At 51.8% G+C, this 17,636-nt stretch carries 13 protein-coding genes and 1 pseudogene; 4 read left to right on the forward strand and 10 right to left on the reverse strand.

What is annotated here, in order from left to right:
- Positions 1 to 3 precede the first annotated feature (3 nt).
- Positions 4 to 705, forward strand: coding sequence for a high-affinity branched-chain amino acid ABC transporter ATP-binding protein LivF (gene livF / locus E2566_RS00520; RefSeq protein ID WP_107168658.1), 702 nt, complete (start codon positions 4 to 6; stop codon positions 703 to 705).
- 63 nt (positions 706 to 768) lie between these two features.
- Positions 769 to 1,959: an aminotransferase-like domain-containing protein gene (locus tag E2566_RS00525; RefSeq protein WP_107168659.1), complete on the forward strand. Its 1,191-nt coding sequence runs from the start codon at positions 769 to 771 to the stop codon at positions 1,957 to 1,959.
- Positions 1,960 to 2,381: 422 nt separating this feature from the next.
- Here the strand turns inward: E2566_RS00525 and E2566_RS00530 are convergent, their stop codons facing one another.
- From E2566_RS00530 to ltnD, 9 genes are all read right to left on the reverse strand, one after another.
- Positions 2,382 to 4,028 (reverse strand): methyl-accepting chemotaxis protein, encoded by a 1,647-nt coding sequence (locus E2566_RS00530; RefSeq protein WP_107168660.1) that lies wholly within the window; start codon positions 4,026 to 4,028, stop codon positions 2,382 to 2,384.
- A gap of 596 nt (positions 4,029 to 4,624) precedes the next feature.
- On the reverse strand, positions 4,625 to 6,295 hold the full coding sequence (locus tag E2566_RS00535; protein ID WP_107168661.1) for a methyl-accepting chemotaxis protein: 1,671 nt from the start codon (positions 6,293 to 6,295) through the stop codon (positions 4,625 to 4,627).
- Between the two features lie 733 nt (positions 6,296 to 7,028).
- Complete coding sequence (locus tag E2566_RS00540; protein ID WP_107168662.1) at positions 7,029 to 8,699, reverse strand: methyl-accepting chemotaxis protein; 1,671 nt, start codon at positions 8,697 to 8,699, stop codon at positions 7,029 to 7,031.
- 263 nt (positions 8,700 to 8,962) lie between these two features.
- Positions 8,963 to 10,642, reverse strand: coding sequence for a methyl-accepting chemotaxis protein (locus tag E2566_RS00545; RefSeq protein ID WP_107168663.1), 1,680 nt, complete (start codon positions 10,640 to 10,642; stop codon positions 8,963 to 8,965).
- Between the two features lie 280 nt (positions 10,643 to 10,922).
- Positions 10,923 to 12,281: a GntP family transporter gene (locus E2566_RS00550; RefSeq protein WP_107168664.1), complete on the reverse strand. Its 1,359-nt coding sequence runs from the start codon at positions 12,279 to 12,281 to the stop codon at positions 10,923 to 10,925.
- 185 nt (positions 12,282 to 12,466) lie between these two features.
- Entirely contained in the window at positions 12,467 to 13,255 is a 789-nt protein-coding gene (gene otnI / locus E2566_RS00555) for a 2-oxo-tetronate isomerase (RefSeq protein ID WP_107168665.1), read from the reverse strand.
- Between the two features lie 18 nt (positions 13,256 to 13,273).
- On the reverse strand, positions 13,274 to 13,930 hold the full coding sequence (otnC, locus tag E2566_RS00560) for a 3-oxo-tetronate 4-phosphate decarboxylase (protein ID WP_107168666.1): 657 nt from the start codon (positions 13,928 to 13,930) through the stop codon (positions 13,274 to 13,276).
- Positions 13,927 to 15,201, reverse strand: a complete 1,275-nt coding sequence (gene otnK, locus E2566_RS00565) for a 3-oxo-tetronate kinase (protein ID WP_107168667.1) — start codon at positions 15,199 to 15,201, stop codon at positions 13,927 to 13,929. The genes otnC and otnK overlap by 4 nt, the downstream gene beginning before the upstream one ends.
- Complete coding sequence (gene ltnD / locus E2566_RS00570; protein WP_014917036.1) at positions 15,198 to 16,112, reverse strand: L-threonate dehydrogenase; 915 nt, start codon at positions 16,110 to 16,112, stop codon at positions 15,198 to 15,200. The genes otnK and ltnD overlap by 4 nt, the downstream gene beginning before the upstream one ends.
- 338 nt (positions 16,113 to 16,450) lie before the next feature.
- Here ltnD and ygbI point away from each other — a divergent pair, with 338 nt between their 5' ends.
- Complete coding sequence (ygbI, locus tag E2566_RS00575) at positions 16,451 to 17,212, forward strand: DNA-binding transcriptional repressor YgbI (RefSeq protein ID WP_107168668.1); 762 nt, start codon at positions 16,451 to 16,453, stop codon at positions 17,210 to 17,212.
- Between the two features lie 23 nt (positions 17,213 to 17,235).
- Here the strand turns inward: ygbI and E2566_RS21745 are convergent.
- A pseudogene (locus E2566_RS21745) lies at positions 17,236 to 17,334 on the reverse strand (helix-turn-helix domain-containing protein); the annotation flags it as partial.
- Here E2566_RS21745 and E2566_RS00580 point away from each other — a divergent pair.
- Entirely contained in the window at positions 17,298 to 17,564 is a 267-nt protein-coding gene (locus E2566_RS00580; protein WP_107168669.1) for a type II toxin-antitoxin system TacA family antitoxin, read from the forward strand. The pseudogene E2566_RS21745 and the gene E2566_RS00580 sit on opposite strands and share 37 nt — an antisense overlap.
- The last annotated feature ends 72 nt before the right edge of the window (positions 17,565 to 17,636 follow it).

Consider the following 17,636-nt stretch of genomic DNA (forward strand, 5'->3'; position numbering starts at 1 on the left):
TTTATGCTGTCATTACATCAGGTTTCTGCCCACTACGGAAAAATTCAGGCGCTACATCAGGTTAGCCTGCATATCAATCAGGGTGAGATTGTCACGTTGATCGGTGCCAACGGTGCCGGTAAAACCACGCTGCTGGGGACGCTGTGCGGCGATCCGCGTGCGACGGAAGGCACAATCACGTTTGACGGTAAGGACATCACACACTGGCAGACTGCGCAGATTATGCGTGAGGCCATCGCGATTGTGCCAGAAGGCCGCCGCGTCTTTTCCCGTATGACGGTAGAAGAAAATCTGGCGATGGGTGGGTTCTTTGCCGAGCGCGATCAGTATCAGGAGCGCATTGCGCGCGTCTACGATCTGTTCCCGCGTCTGTATGAACGACGCGCCCAGCGTTCTGGCACCATGTCCGGCGGTGAACAGCAGATGCTGGCGATTGGCCGTGCGCTAATGAGCCAGCCGCGTTTGCTACTGCTGGACGAGCCGTCGCTGGGGCTGGCACCGATTATCATTCTGCAAATTTTTGATACTATCCAGCAACTGCGAGAAGAGGGCATGACCATCTTCCTGGTGGAGCAAAATGCCAACCAGGCGCTGAAACTGGCTGACCGGGGTTATGTGCTTGAAAACGGTCATATCGTGTTGGAAGATACCGGTGCGGCATTGTTAGCTAATGAAGCGGTACGCTCGGCCTATCTGGGCGGATGATATTAATAAATAGTCGATATCGGGCCGGTTTACCGGCCTGTTTCGTAGAAGGGTTAAGAAGACATGGCTATTGAAGGGTTGTTAGCGCACCGCATCGCTCAGTTAAAAAGTTCCGCCATCCGTGAACTGCTGAAACACAGCAAGATGGAAAACATTATCTCGCTGGCTGGCGGGATTCCGTCAGATGCATTGTTTGATTTTGAAGGGTTAAACCAGGCTACGCAGTTGGCAATTACCGAACAGCCGAAAACGGCGTTCCAGTATGGCTTAACCGAAGGCAGCAGCGTGCTGCGCGATCGCATTGCCGATCTGTGCGCGGTGCGCGGCGTAAAAACACGCGGCGACGATATTGTTGTGACGGCAGGTTCACAGCAGGCGCTGGATCTGATTATGCGTGCGATGGTCGACCCGGGCGATGTGTTTGTTGTTGAACGCCCAACGTATCTGGCGGCGTTGCAAACGCTGGAACTGGCACAGGCGCAGGTGATGTCTGTGTCATCCGATGCCGACGGTATGGTGGTCGATGAGCTGGAAGAATTGCTGAAGACGCAGCGCATCAAAGGCGTTTATATCGTACCGAACTTCGGTAACCCGAGTGGCGTGACGCTGAGTTATGAACGTCGCCTGCAATTGATTCAACTGGCGGAGCGCTATGGGTTTGTCATTATCGAAGACGACCCGTATGGTGAGCTACGCTTCACCGAAGAACGTAACCCGACGCTGTTCCAACTGGCGCAGGATAAATTGGGTAGCACGGAATACGTGCTGTATACCTCCACGTTCTCGAAAGTGCTGGCACCGGGGCTACGTCTTGGTTGGGCGATTCTGCCGGATTGGCTGCTGCACAAAGTGGCGATTATTAAACAGGCCGCCGATCTGCACGCCAGTGCCTTGTCGCAGACCGTCGCAGAATGCTATCTGGGGCTGGGACGTCTGGATACGCAGATCGAAAAAATCCGCCATGCCTATAAGCACAAAGGCGAACTGCTGGCACAGCTTATTGAGAAGGAACTGGGTGATGTGATCACCTTTAACCAGCCTAAAGGCGGGATGTTCCTGTGGGCGAAGTTCCGTCAGGATAACTTCAACACCACTGAATGGCTGAAGAAGACGCTGGAACAAGGCGTGGTCTTCGTACCGGGTGAGTTCTTCTTCCCAGACAACATTGATTACTCAACGCTGCGCCTATCCTTTGCGACGGCAACGGATGAGCAAATGCATGAAGCGGTGGCTCGCCTGCGTCGGGCGCTGTAATTGCTGATAAGGCTCAATCTGTTAATGAAAAAACCGCTGATATTTCAGCGGTTTTTTTGTATGTAGACAACGGATCTTGGTAATCGAGATGTTGTATGAGAGCAAATGTGTGCGATTTCGACCCCCTTCACCATGGGCGTAAAATGCATTTGCGGCTACAGATTCGGCCGTTCCCATTCTTTAAAGAGGGGGTTTAATGGGAATAAACGTTCTTCATGCAGTTTCATATGCTTTAAATAGCTCAGAGGCACACATTGCGTACGCATTGTGGTTCTATGCCCCTGATTTGTTATCAATGGTCATGTTTTTTACCGCGGCACTGATGGCGACAATTCAATTGATGCCGTTGGGTAAAAAAGCCTAGCCACAAGCCGCCCAAGAGGGCGGCTTTTTACTGTAGGTTGTAGCAAAAAGTGGCGTGGTTAAAACGTTTCCCAGTTTTGGTTACTCGAATGACTGGCTAACGCCAGTTTCGGCCTTGAGAGCGTAGCCACCTGCGGCGTGGCTCGCTGTGGCTGGATGCTGTCAATTTTGAACGCGCCCATCAATTCAAGCAGATTTTTGGCCTGTTGGCTCAGGCTATCTGCGGCGGAAGCCGACTCTTCAACCAGTGCCGCGTTCTGCTGAGTGACCTGATCGAGCTGGTTCACCGCATCATTGACCTGAGAAACGCCCTGTTCTTGTTCGTGGGTGGTCAGGCCGATCTCATTAATCAGGTCGGCGACACGCTGTGACTGTTCTACGACTTCTCCTATGGTTACGCCCGCTTCGTTAACGAGCGCCTCACCGGCTTCCACTTTTCCTACGCTAACGCCAATCAGATCCTTGATTTCACGTGCAGCAGAAGCGGAGCGTTGAGCCAATGAGCGAACTTCTCCGGCGACGACGGCGAACCCGCGTCCCTGCTCTCCCGCTCGCGCGGCTTCGACGGCGGCGTTGAGCGCCAGAATGTTGGTTTGGAAAGCAATACCGTCAATCACGCCGATAATATCGCCGATTTTACGTGAGCTAGCCGTGATCTCTTCCATGGTCCGCACGACGTTGTTGACGACATCTCCTCCTTTACGGGCGGCGACACTGGCTGAGTTGGCGAGCTGTGCAGCGGTACGCACGGTGTCGGCGTTCTGTTTAACCGTGGTATTCATTTCTTCCATGGAAGCAGCGGTTTCTTGCAGGTTGGCAGCCTGTTCTTCCGTGCGCTGGCTGAGATCGGTATTCCCCATCGCAATCTGACTAGCACCCGTGGCGATAGACTCGCTGCTTTGATGGACTTGCCCGACGATATTGCTCAGGCTTTGGCGCATTTCCTCCATTGCGGCGAGGACGCTGGTCGTGTCTCCGGCGCGTCGTTCAATCGCGACAGCAAGATTCCCCTGTGCAACCTGACGGGTAATCTCCAGCGTGTAGGCCGGTTCCCCACCAAGCTGGCGCTTGATTTTCCGGGTAATCCACCAGGCAACAACACCTCCCAGTAGGGCAGAACCCAGTGCGATGATCAGCATTAGGGTGCCAGCGTGTAACGCATTATTCTCAGATTCATTGGCGAGCGTGACGGTAAGCTGTTTTTGCATTCCAACCATTTTATCCAAAATGTCGAATACGCTTGCTTGCGTGGTGCGCACTTCCGTCAGCAGAAAGTTACGAAATGCGTCGTGTTCGCTGGTCATGGCCAGGTCGATGGCTTTTGTCATGCTGTTGGTATACGCGGGGCGAGCCTGTTCCAGCGTGGCGAGCAGTGTTTTAGCCTCGCTATCCACTGCGTTTTTACGTATTTGTGCGAGCAAGTCGCTATTACGTGCGATGGTTTGTTCGATGCGATCTTTTTCCACCTTCATTTGCTGCTGATCGGCCAGAAGTGCAATATTTCTGATGGATCGTGCCGCGATGTTGACGTTGTCCTTAACTTCCTGCATTAGCAGGAGATTGGAAATACGTGTTTGTGACAAAAACTGAATATTCCCCCCGAGTTTTTCTAATTGAACGCGGCCTAATATGGCGACTAAAAAACCAATAACGATAATGAGCGTAAAGCCTGCTCCTAACATTTTTCCCAAACTTATGTTCTTCATGATGTTCCTTTTTTATTTATTGAAGTCTGACACAGCAGGTGTCGTTGTTTTATGCTAGGGGTGATGGTACAGACGCGATTCGCCCCACGGACTCTATTGTTTTCATCATTCCGCTTATCTCCCAACGTTTCTTCGATGCAGGAGTATCGGCGACATGTATGCCCAGTCGCTGCATTGGCGAAAGGAAATAATTGTCGCTTTCATACGCGTATGGAATGCCTGTTGGGAATATTTACAGGCTAAGAGAATGACAAATAAAGTGTAGGCAATAACGTGGTAGGTTGATGGCAGAATAAACGTAACAAAAACCCCTGATTTATTGGGTGGCAGAAATTTAATATTATTTTCTTATGGTAAATAGGATAGGTAATAAATATTAATCAATAAATTTATACCTAATAAGAGGTATTTCTTTTATTTATTTCCATTAGTTTGTAACGTGTTATTTCTAATTGTGATGTTTATTATTTTTTGCAGTTTTTTTAACCTTGTTATTTATGCTTGCTATTCCTAGACCATAAATAAAGCTGCTGAGGGTTCAGCAGCTTTATTTTTATGGTTTGACCTTGAAGGAGACGCCAGATTAGTCGTATGCGTTAAAAGGTTTCCCAGTTATCGCTGCTGGCGTTACCTGATTGGCTGGCTAAAGCCAGTCTTGGCGCAGCGGGTTGTTTCACCTGTGACGCCAGTCGTGGTGCTTGTGCTTGAATGCCGCTGATTTTGAAAACGCCCATTAATTCGAGCAGCGTTCTGGCCTGTTCACTCAGGCTGTCGGCGGCAGAGGCTGATTCTTCCACCAGTGCGGCATTCTGTTGAGTGACCTGATCGAGCTGATTCACCGCATCATTCACCTGAGCTACACCCTGTTCTTGTTCATGCGTTGTCAGGCCGATTTCGCTGAGCAGGTTCGCAACATGTTGAGATTTTTCTACAATATCTTTGATAGTGATGCCTGCGTCGTTAACCAGTTTCTCACCCATTTCCACATTGGCCACGCTCACGCTAATCAGATCTTTGATTTCACGCGCGGCGGAAGCAGAACGCTGCGCCAGAGAGCGCACTTCGCCTGCGACCACGGCGAAGCCACGGCCTTGTTCACCGGCTCTGGCCGCTTCAACGGCGGCATTCAGTGCCAAAATGTTGGTCTGGAAGGCGATACTGTCGATGACGCCGATAATGTCGCCGATCTTGCGAGAACTGGCCGTAATATCTTCCATCGTTCGCACAACGTTATTAACCGCCTCACCGCCTTTTTGTGCCGTAGTGCTGGCAGAATGGGCTAACTCCGTTGCGGTGCGCACGGTTGCTGCATTCTGCTTCACGGTGGTATTCATCTGTTCCATTGAGGCAGCGGTTTCCTGAAGATTCGCGGCCTGTTCTTCTGTACGCTGGCTGAGATCGGTATTTCCCATCGCAATCTGTGTCGCGCCCGTGGCGATAGATTCGCTGCTCTGATGTACCTGGCCGACAAGGTTACTCAGGTTTTGGCGCATGTCTTCCATCGCCGCCAGTACGCTCGTGGTGTCTCCGTCGCGCAGTTCAATCATAACGGCCAGATTCCCTTGTGCAACCTGACGTGTCACTTCCAGCGTGTAGGCTGGCTCTCCTCCAAGCTGACGTTTAATGGTTCGGGTGATCCACCATGAGATAAGCATGCCCAGCGCGACAGAAAGCAGGGCGATAATGACCATCAGCGTACCTGCGTTAGTCGCATTTTTTAAAGACTGGTCGGCAATTTCAACCGTGAGCTTCTCTTGCCAGTTAACCATGTCATTCAAGGCATTAAAGACAGCATCCTGCTTGGCTTTTACATCGGTTAATAACAGGTCGCGTGCTTCGCTATTCTTGCCTGCCGTTGCCAGCGTGATGGCCTCTTTCATGGCAACGCTGTAAGCTGGGCGTACCTGTTCCAGTAGTGTTACCAGTTCCTTGGCATGCTTATCGACAGTGCCATCGTCTATTTTTGCCAGTAACGCGTTATTGCGGGAGATTATCTCCTCGATACGCGTTTTCTCTTCCTGTATGTGCTTCTCGTCTTCCAGCAGTACTAGATTTCTGACAGCAATCGCATTGGTGTTAATGTTGTCTTTAAACTCTTCCATCATCAGAAGGTTGGCGATACGGACTTGTGACAACACTTGAATGTTTTCGCCGAGTTTGTCTAACTGGATACGACCAAATATCGCCACCAGAAAACCGATAGCGATGACCAGAGTAAAGCCAGTCCCTAGCATTTTACCCAGGCTGCTATTTTTGATGAGATTCATTTTGTCCCTTATTATATGTTGAAAGCGATTATTGTTAAAACTGGTGTACTTTTAATGTGAAATAGACGTTGCGAGAACATATTGATTTTGCAAACGTCATTGCGTTTATGCTTCCCTTTACTCATTGCCCGTTTCCTTATGGTAATAAACGCAAGCTGCGCTTACTGGTTCCTGTGACGTTATTCGTTAAATGATGACGATGGTGGATAAAATGCGGTGTGCTGTGAGTGTGAGTCCGATCGGAGAACAGTTACATATAAGAAGAAATGATGGCGCAGGAGTATAAAGGGATGAAAGGAAAGCCGCAATATCGGTAGGGTTTATACTTAGTGCTAGCAGAGGTGGGGAAGTGTAATGTTAAATTGACAGCGATGTTAATAAACGTTGCGGGTATGATTTTTTGCTTATTTATTCAGCCCTAAAGCGATATTTGTTTTTTATTCATTCTTTTTTTTCGAAAGATATGATGTTTTTACCATCATCTATTTGATGTTTTTATAATCGTAGAATGGAGTTTCTCTTGTTTTCTATTGATTTTATTCTATCTCACTTAATATAAAGCTAATTGCTGATTTTTATTTTTTATTAATTGTTTTTCCCTATTGAAAGTGTTGGCTCTTTTCTTCCATTTACGGTGTAAACGTACTGGGGGGTGGTGTGATGAGCTCATGTCATCAAGGAATAAAAAAAACCGCCGATCGCTCAGCGGTTTTAGATTTCTTTCGATTAGCCGTTAAAAGGTTTCCCAATTTTGGCTATGGCTTCCCGTTTTGCTTTTCGGATTGGCGAGGGAAAGCGTTGCGCTGGTGGGTCTTTTCAGCGGCGATGCAACGTGCGGTGACGACCCGCCTTCAATGATGAAGATTTTCATCAGCTCTACCAGATGAGCGGCCTGATCGCTCAGGCTATCGGCAGCGGAAGTGGATTGCTCAACAAGCGCCGCGTTCTGCTGGGTGACCTGATCGAGTTGGTTAACAGCATCATGAATCTGTGAAACGCCGGACTCTTGTTCCTGCGTGGTGACGCCAATTTCGTTGATCAAGTCGGCAACATGGCGAGCCTGACGCACTAATTCTTCGATCGTTGCTCCTGCATCACTGACGAGTGCGGAACCAGCTTCGACTCTTTCGACGCTGTGGCCGATCAGCTCTTTAATCTCTTTGGCGGCGGTGGCGGAACGCTGTGCTAATGAGCGCACCTCGCCTGCGACCACGGCAAAACCACGCCCTTGCTCGCCCGCGCGTGCGGCTTCGACTGCGGCGTTGAGCGCCAGGATATTGGTCTGGAACGCGATGCCGTCAATGACGCTGATGATGTCGCCAATTTTTTGCGAGCTGTGGGTGATTTCTCTCATGGTGATAACAATATTGCTGACGGCTTCGCCGCCTTTAGCCGCGGTATTGCTGGCGGCCTGCGCCAGTTGGGCGGCGTTACGCACCGTATCTGAGTTCTGGCGTACGGTTTGGCTCATCTCTTCCATGGAGGCGGCGGTTTGTTGCAGGTTAGCCGCCTGTTCTTCCGTGCGCTGGCTGAGGTCGGTGCTGCCTGCGGCGATTTGGCTGGAACCGGTCGCGATGGACTCACTGCTTTCTCGCACCTGTTCAACAATACCACTCAGGCTTTTGCGCATGTGGTTCATGGCGGACAATAGACTGGTTGTGTCGCCTGCCACCAGATCAATCGGTATGGCGAGATTACCTTGGGCGATTTCCTGCGTGACCAACGTAGCGTAGGCGGGTTCACCACCCAGTTGTTTCTTGATATGGCGAGTAATCAGCCAGGCGATGCATACGCCAATCAATGACGCTATGCCAGCCAGCATCAATAGCGAATTGCCATCATAGTAAGACTCTTCAATCGCATTGGTGGCCGTTTGCGTGGTGTAGTCTTTCTGCAACTGAATCATGGTGTTCAAGTTGTTGAAAAGTTTGGTTTGTATCGGCTCAAGCTGGGTTCTGACTAACTCGATGGATTCGGCCTGTTTATTGTTGAGCGATAGGGCGACGGATTGGCGGCCTACGGTGGCAAATTCAGTGCGGTTTTGCTGAAGCTCACCCAGGATATTACGGACCTCTTTTGCCCGCAAATTCTGTTCCAGTTGAGTGACAAGCTTCGCGTTTTTGGCGCTCGTGGTTTCAATCAGTTTTTGGTTGTCCTCCAGAACCGTTCTTTCCGTTGTGATCAGCATGCGCAACGTGGCTTTGATCGTGACGTTCAGATTATCTTTCAATTCTTGTAGCACGATGAGGTTGGCAAGATGGTGTTTAGCAAGGTTGTCTGTGGTATTACCGAGGCCAATCAGATGCATTCTGCCGAAAATGGCCACTAATAGGCCGATAATTATAACAATGGCAAAACCCGAACCGACCTGAGTACCCAGTTTCATTTTTCTTATACGCTGCATGTTATCCTCATGATCTATTTAAAATATTTATTATTACGCGAGTTTCCTTTATTCCTCAGAAGCAATGTATTGGCACAGTTCCCGATCCTTCAGATGAATAACTGACCCGTTCAGTTTGGAATATCGGCATTTTTCGGGAAAACATTGATTTTAATTCTTACTGCTGTGGTATAGCGCACGATGACAAAAAAACAGAAATATCGTGCGTAAGGGGGGCGAGGAAAAGTAAGCAGGGGGAATGCAGGACATCCCCCTGTGGGTCATTAGAACTGTTCCCAGTTTTGGCTATGGCTCCCCGTACTGCCTGTAGGGGTTGTCAGTGAAAGTTTTGCGCTTGAGGGCCTTTTTAACGTGGGTGCACTACGCTGTGAGGAGCCGCCTTCAACGATGAAGACTTTCATCAGCTCTACCAGATGGGCGGCCTGATCGCTCAGGCTATCGGCGGCGGATGCGGATTGCTCGACGAGCGCGGCGTTCTGCTGAGTGACTTGGTCGAGTTGGTTAACAGCATCATGAATCTGTGAAACGCCGGACTCTTGTTCCTGCGTGGTGACACCAATTTCGTTGATCAAGTCGGCAACGTGGCGAGCCTGACGCACTAACTCTTCGATCGTCGTTCCTGCGTCACCGACCAGAGCAGAACCTGTCTCAACTTTCTCGACGCTGTGGCCGATCAGCTCTTTAATCTCTTTGGCGGCGATGGCGGAACGCTGTGCTAATGAGCGCACCTCGCCTGCGACCACGGCAAAACCACGCCCTTGCTCGCCCGCGCGTGCGGCTTCTACCGCGGCGTTGAGTGCCAGGATATTGGTCTGGAACGCGATGCCGTCGATGACGCTGATGATGTCGCCAATTTTTTGCGAGCTGTGGGTGATTTCTCTCATGGTGGTAACAATATTGCTGACGGCTTCACCGCCTTTAGCCGCGGTATTGCTGGCGGCCTGCGCCAGTTGGGCGGCGTTACGCACCGTATCTGAGTTCTGGCGTACGGTTTGGCTCATTTCTTCCATGGAGGCGGCAGTCTGTTGCAGATTAGCCGCCTGTTCTTCCGTGCGCTGACTGAGGTCGGTGCTGCCTGCCGCGATCTGGCTGGCGCCGGTCGCGATAGATTCACTGCTCTCACGTACCTGTTCAACAATACTGCTCAGGCTTTTGCGCATACCGTTCATTGCCGCGAGTACGCTACGATCGTCTCCGGGGCGTAGATTGACCGCAACGGCCAGATTTCCCTGTGCAACCGCTTGGGCGATTTGTGCAGCGTAAGCTACCTCGCCGCCCAACAAGTTTTTGATGGTGCGGGTAATCAGCACGGAAACCAGAATACCGACGAGAACCGCAAGCGCCGCGAAGAAGATCAGGGTGTTACCATCTGAGCGTGCTTCCTGCATGGCGCTTGCCGTCATCTCCAGCGTTCGCTTTTTCTGTAATTCCGTCATGCTGTCGAGCGCGGCGAAAACCGGTGCCTGCGTAGCCTGCATTTCATTAACCATGAGCTGCACGGCTTGCGCTCTTTCTTCCGCGTTTTCGGATACGCCAAGCTCAACCGCTTTATTCACCGCATCTCGGTAAGCTGGGCGTGCCTGCGTCAGGTTGTCTAGCAGGCTGCGGGTTTCTGGCTCAGACAGGTTTTCATACAGCTTGGATAGGGTTTCTGTATTACGAGCAATTTGCTGATCGATCAGGCGCTTTTCTTCCTGAATTCGGCTCCTATTGTCTGTCAGGCCGATAGTACGTACCGAACGTGCCACAGCATCAAAACCGCTTTTAGCATCCTGTATCAGGATGAGGCTGGTGAGGTTTTTTTCGGACAGCGACTCAATATCTTCGCCTAGGTCGAGCAAATGCACACGCCCCAGAACGGCGACCATCAGACCGATGATAATGACAGAGGCGAAGCCAGTACCCAACATGGTGCCAAGCTTCATTTTTGCTAAAAAATTCATAGTGTTCCTTTATTATTTTTCATCGGCTGATGCAGGTTTAGCCTTATGGATTGGGCTGCTATCTACGATAGGTCAGGAATAGGGCGTCTTGCTGATGACATGCACGTGTTATGCAGACTTGCCTGACAGGAGCGCGCGTTGTCTCTTGCCATGGACATATTATAAAGACAGTGCATGGATAGGCAGATGTGGAATATAAGAGTAAAACGGGCGTATTTTTTGGCATAAGGCGGAAAACCGCTGAATATCAGCGGTTTTCCGTAGTGAAACGTTGAAATTCTTACATAACCAGCCACAGCGCCCAGGTGAAGAGGAAACCTGCCAGCCCGAGCAGAGTGGTCAGCACCGTCCAGGTACGCAGGCCATCGGCGACGGACAGCCCCAGATATTTGGTGACGATCCAGAAACCTGAGTCATTAACGTGCGACAGACCCAGCCCGCCAAAGCAGGCAGAGAGCGTCACCAGTACCAATTGCATCTGATTCAGGCCACTGACGGCTTCGCTCAGCAGGCCGCAGGTGGTAAGAATAGCGACGGTGGCTGAGCCCTGCGAGGCACGTAGCGCCAGCGACAGAATAAATGCGGCAGGCACTAGCGGCAGATGAATGCTGGTCAGCGTATCCGCCAGCGCTTTACCGACGCCCGATTCCACCAGCACCTTGCCGAACACACCACCGGCACCCGTCACCATGATGACGACCGCAGCGGCAGGCATGGCATCGCCCATAACGTTGCCGGTCTTTTCAAGCGACCAGCCTCTACGCATAGCGATAAAGTAAAAGGCGAGTGCCAGGGCAATCAGTAGCGCAACAGCAGGGGAACCGACCAACGTGGTGATATTACGCAGTGGGTGGCCTGCTGGGAACAGCGTCGCCGCCACGGTGCCGAGCATGATAATGGCGATAGGAATGACGATCAGCGCCGTAACCAGACTGGCGGAAGGCGCATTCTTATGTGGCGTCACCTCATTTTTTTCTTCAGTTTTTGCTAATTGCAACTGCTCCAGCACATCAACAGATAGCGCGTACTGCCGACGGTTAATATATTTCGCAACCCAGAAACCGATGATGCCGACAGGAATAGAGATCGCCAGTCCTAATATAGTTAACCAGCCCACATCGGCTTTTAACAAACTGGCTGCCGCAACCGGTCCAGGATGAGGGGGCAGGGCGACGTGAACCGTCAACATCACACCCGCGACGGGCAGACCGAATTTAAGTGGAGAGACTTTCGCGACTTTCGCAAAGCCGTAAATAATCGGGGCGAGGATAATAAAGCCGACATCAAAAAAGACCGGAATACCGAGAATAAATGCTGCCATAGTCAGCGCCGCAATAACGCGTTTTTCTCCCAGTGTTTGGGTAAATTTCCTTGCCAGAGATTCGGCTCCGCCAGAAATTTCGATCATTCTTCCCAACATGGCACCCAGTCCAATGATCATGGTGATCGAGCCGAGAACGCCTCCCATGCCACTGGACATGACTTTCATTATTTCTTCTGTGGGTATTCCGGTTGCCAGCGCGACGAGCAAGCTGACAACCAGCAGTGCGACAAAGGGCTGAATTTTAAATTTAATGACCATCAGCAACAGGAGTAATACCCCGGCGATAGCGATGCAGAGTAAGAGCGAGGTGGCCATGTTCTTATCCTCATTGACCCATTTTGCAATTCAGAGGCTGAAAAGGTAGTGGGTTATTGTTTTATTTGAATAAAGGGATGCCTCGACTCCTGCAATATATACAGGAGTCTGACCTATTCTTTTTTATTTATTCGCGTCTAACGACGATGTCTCTGGTGTTAATATTATTTCCTGTAATAAGTGAATTAGTGTTTTTTCTCCAGCCAAGTTTTAGCCCATCCTAATCCGTCTTCCGTTTTACCTCGTGGGTTATATTCACAGCCAACCCAGCCGGAATACTTCACGCGATCCAGTTCGGCAAAGATGAATGGATAATTAATCTCTCCTTCATCGGGTTCATGTCTCGCAGGAACTGAAGCAATTTGAATATGTCCGATGCGGCCATCCAAATCGTGAATAATTTGCGTCAGGTTGCCATCGACAATCTGCGCGTGGAAGAAATCTAGCTGGATATAAACGTTTGGGCGATCGATCAGATTGGCTAATTCCAGCGCCTGATACTGACTGGCGAACAGGTAATTCGGTTTCACCTTCGCACTCAGCGCTTCAATCATGATATTGATGCCGTGTGGTGCAAATTTATCGGCCGCGTAGCGCAGGTTATCGATAAAGGTTTGCTGATAGGCCGCGCGGTCTTCACCGGGCGGCACGACGCCCCCCATCACCAGCACAGAAGGGCAGTTGAGCGCCAGCGCATATTCCAGCGCGTTATCGATATCCCGGCGGGCATTTTCAATGCGGTCGGGCAGAGCAGATACGCCCCATTCGCCCGCTGCAATATTGCCGGGCGCGGTATTGAATAACACCTGCTTCAGGCCATTTTCCCGTAGCTTTTCCGCCAGCAGCGGTGCCGGATACTCATAAGGAAACAGATACTCAACCGAGGTGAAACCCGCATCGGCAGCGGCTTTAAAACGGTCGAGAAACGGCACATCGGTAAACAGCATAGAAAGATTGGCAGCAAACTTAGGCATGGTTAACTCCTCGGCTCATCAAGAGAGCTCGGCAATATCGTCAGCGGTGAGGTAGCGAATTTTTCGATCGCCGAGAATAAAAATCAGCTTGGCGGTTTCTTCCAGCTCTTCCATGTTGTCCGCCGCCGCACGCAGATCCTTGCCAGTGACGACTGGGCCGTGGTTAGCCAATAAGAATGCCTTGTAGCGCGAGGCCAGCTTCGCCAGATCTTCACCAAGCCGGGCATCGCCGGGGCGATAATAAGGCACGACGGGCACTTTACCGACGCGCATCACCACATAAGGTGTGAACGGCTTTATGGCATCCTGCGTATCCAGCCCTTCCAGACACGAGAGCGCCGTCAGGTAGGTGCTGTGCAGGTGAACGATTGCTTTGCATTCGGGATCGTTACGGTAAATCGACAGGTGAAAGCTAACCTCTTTCGACGGCTTATCGCCGGAGAGCCACTCACCGCTCAGGCTGACTTTGGACAGCCGCTCGGCATCCAGTTCACCGAGGCAGGAGCCGGTCGGCGTTGCCAGCAGCGTGCCGTCATCCAGTAACAGCGAGAGATTGCCCGCCGAACCGGTGGCATAGCCGCGTTGGAAAAAGGACGCGCCCAGTTTGACCATGTCCGCGCGTGCACGCTGTTCGCTGTTCAGCGCTGCCTCATTGCTGTGGTGTTTTTCACTCATGCGGCAAACTCCTTTTGGGCGCGGGCAAAAAAGTCTTCATCACCGAAATTGCCAGATTTCAACGCCAGCGACAGCGGATGATTGGTGGAACGTACCCACGGTACGCCGGGGGAAATAGACGGCCCGATATGGAACGCATGGATGCCCAAGGTTTGCACCACAATGCTGGAGGTTTCCCCGCCCGCGATGATGAAGCGCTGGAAGCCGTGTTGCTGAAGCTGGCGGGCGACAGCGGCAAACAGTTTCTCTACTGCCTGACTGCTGGCTTCCGCCCCCCAGCGCTGCTGAATCTGCGCCAGTTCATCGGATGACGAGGTGGCGTACAGCAGCGGCGCGAGCGCGTCGTCACGATGCGCTTTCACCCAGTCGGCCAGTTCCTGCACGTAGGCGTGCTGAGCATCATCGCTTGCTAAGCAGCGAGCGACGTCAATCGCACGACCTGCCGCCTGTTTCAGGTAGTGAGCGACCTGCTTGTTGGTCATCACCGAACAGGAACCGGATAGCACAACGCCTGCACCGGATTGTGGCTTGCCCGCCTCGGTGGCGGAACCAGTCTGTGCCGCGGGCTCTGCCAATTGACGTGCCAGGCCAATCGCCAGACCGGAACCACCGGTGACCAGCTTCATATCGCGCAGCGCCTCGCCCTGTGTTAACAGGTGCTGTTCGTTCAGCGTATCCAGCACCACATAGCGTATGCCTTGTTCTTTCAACTGCGTCAGCCGCTGCTTAACAGCCTCTGCACCCTGATCCATCACCGCATAAGGCACCAGCCCGCAGCGTCCGGCTGCCTGCTGTTCCATGACGCGCATCAGGTTGCTATCTGTCATTGGCGTGACCGGATGGTGGCGCATTCCAGACTCGGACAACAGCTGATCCATCACGAATAAATGGCCCTGATAGACGGTTCTGCCGTTCACCGGCAGCGCCGGAGAAATGATGGTTTGCGTTTCGCCAAGCTGCGCTAATAGTGCATCGGTCACTGGACCGATGTTGCCTTTCGCGGTGCTATCGAAGGTGGAGCAATATTTAAAGTAGAACTGCTGGCAGCCCTGCTGTTGCAGCCACGCCAGCGCCTTGAGTGAATCCGCCACAGCCTGTTCCGCCGGGCAGGAACGCGATTTCAGGCTAATGACCACGGCCTGCGTGTCGACCTTAAAATCGGACGGCGGTACGCCGTTGAGCTGCACGGTCGGCAGCCCGTTGTTCACCAGAAAGCTGGCGATATCCGTGGCACCGGTAAAATCGTCGGCAATCACACCTAGCTTGATCATGGCGCCTCCTTCTTTTCCGGCAGCGTAATGCCGTTAAAAATCTTGATGACCGCGCTATCGTCTTCTTTGCCGAATCCGGCGTTGCTGGCGGCGGTAAACATATTGAATGCGGTGGAGGCCAGCGGAAGCGGGAAATGGAGCGATTTGGCGGTGTCGGTGACCAGCCCCAGATCTTTCACGAAAATATCAACGGCGGATTTTGGCGTGTAGTCGCCATCGACAACGTGGCGCATGCGGTTCTCAAACATCCAGGAATTCCCAGCGGCGTTGGTCACCACGTCGTACATGATATCCAGCGGAATATCGGCACGCGCGGCCAGCGCCATCGCTTCTGCGCCAGCGGCGATGTGTACGCCTGCCAACAGCTGGTGGATAATTTTAACGGTCGCACCCAACCCGATCTCTTCACCGATGCGATAGACCTTGCCCGCGACGGCATCGAGCACGGGTTTCAGTTTCTCAAAAGCCAGATCGGAACCGGATGCCATCACTGTCATATCGCCTGCGGCGGCTTTCACTGCACCGCCAGATACCGGTGCATCCAGCATGATGAGCTGATGCTCAGCCAGACGCTGTTCAATGTTTTTGGCATCCTGCGCGGAGATCGTGGAGGACACCATAACCACGGTGCCGGGCTTGAGTTTCGCTGCGACCTGCGGCTCACCGAACAGAATCCCATTCACCTGCGCGGCGTTCACCACCAGCAGCACGACCGCATCCAGCTTGTCAGCGAAGGCATCAATACGCGTGTCAGCCTGCGCCGCACCCGCCTGACGTAAGCGTTCCAGTGCTTGCGGATTGATATCGACACCGTATGTCGTCAGGCCAGCGTTGATGCAGGACGCCGCAGCGCCAAAGCCCATGGAACCCAGACCGATAACGGCGACAGCATAATCAGAAGTCTTTTTCATCGTGGTTGCCTTGTTAAAATTAGTGATTTTTTGTTCTCTGGTGTTAAATATAAGGACTATCAGAACAAAATATGGTGATTTTTATCACATAAATTAACATTTAAATCGTGATGATTCAGTGTAGTTGAACCTCGCTGGGAAGGTGATTTCCATTATTATCTTTATATATCAGATAATTATTTCTATTTTGGCATTGAGCGATGAGAAAGGTTGTTATGTCTGGCGTGGTTTATGACGTGAATTTATGATAATTATCGTCATCAAACGGGGTGTTTCTCACAATATTTATCAGCCACCCTATTTATCAGACCAGCACAACCAAACAGGGAACGGACAGCGTGATTCCAGTAGAACGTCATCAACAGATTCTGGCGCTGATCGCCGAGCGCGGCGCGGTAAGCATTAACGAACTGACCGAGCGACTGGGCGTGTCGCACATGACGGTACGGCGCGATGTGCAAAAACTGGAGCAGGACGGCCTGCTGCTGAGCGTTTCCGGCGGCGTGCGTTCGCCTGAACGGCTGGCGATTGAGCCGTCGCATCAGGATAAATCGGTGATGTTCAGCCAGCAGAAAGAAGCAATTGGCAAACTGGCGGCACAGCATATCCCGTTCAATAGCTGCATTTATCTGGATGCAGGCACCACGACGTTATCGCTGGCGCGCGAACTTGCCGAGCGTGACGATCTGCTGATTGTCACTAACGATTTTGTGATTGCTGCTTTTCTGATTGAGTCCAGCCAGTGCCGCATGATCCACACCGGCGGCACGCTGTGTCGGGAAAACCGCTCCTGCATTGGCGAAGCGGTGGCACAGGCGCTGCGCAACCTGTTTATCGATATTGCGTTTATCTCCGCGTCTTCCTGGAGCCTGCGCGGGCTGTCCACGCCGAACGAAGACAAAGTGGTTGTGAAACGCGCGGCGGTAGAAGCTAGCAGCAAGTGCGTACTGCTGTGTGACACCTCGAAATACGGCCGCATCGCCACCCATCTCGCCACGCCGCTCAGCGTCTTCGACAGCATCATCACCGACGACGGCCTGCCCGTCGCCGCCAAAGACGCGCTGGGCAAAATGGGGGTTGAGGTGCTGGTGGCGGGGTGAGGGTGGTGTTTATGTCTGTTTGTCTAACTGGCAAAAATATCCAGACCTTTCTCGTTGATTATATTGAGAAGACGTAGCACAGCCCCTGAGGGTTTTTTCTCATTTCGTTCCCATTTTGAGACGCCAGCGGGATTTGATCGATATGGCTGCAAACCTTGTGTCAAAATCACGTACCGACTTTATGCTTGAAGCAGCCTGCCGCAAGGCGCAGGACATCTTGTTGGATCAACGTTTGTTTATTTTGGATAACGAACAGTTTGATGGATTGTTGGCCGAGTTGGATGCGCCTATCACCGCAGAGCGTCATGCCCGCATTAACGATCTTATGTGTCGTCAATCGCCATGGGAATAACAGCACCAGAGCCATTACTGATAATTGTTCTTGGTGGCATGCTATTGATTGAATACATCCTTATTTAGCCAC

The organism is Pectobacterium punjabense, from assembly GCF_012427845.1.
GTDB classification, from domain to species: domain Bacteria; phylum Pseudomonadota; class Gammaproteobacteria; order Enterobacterales; family Enterobacteriaceae; genus Pectobacterium; species Pectobacterium punjabense.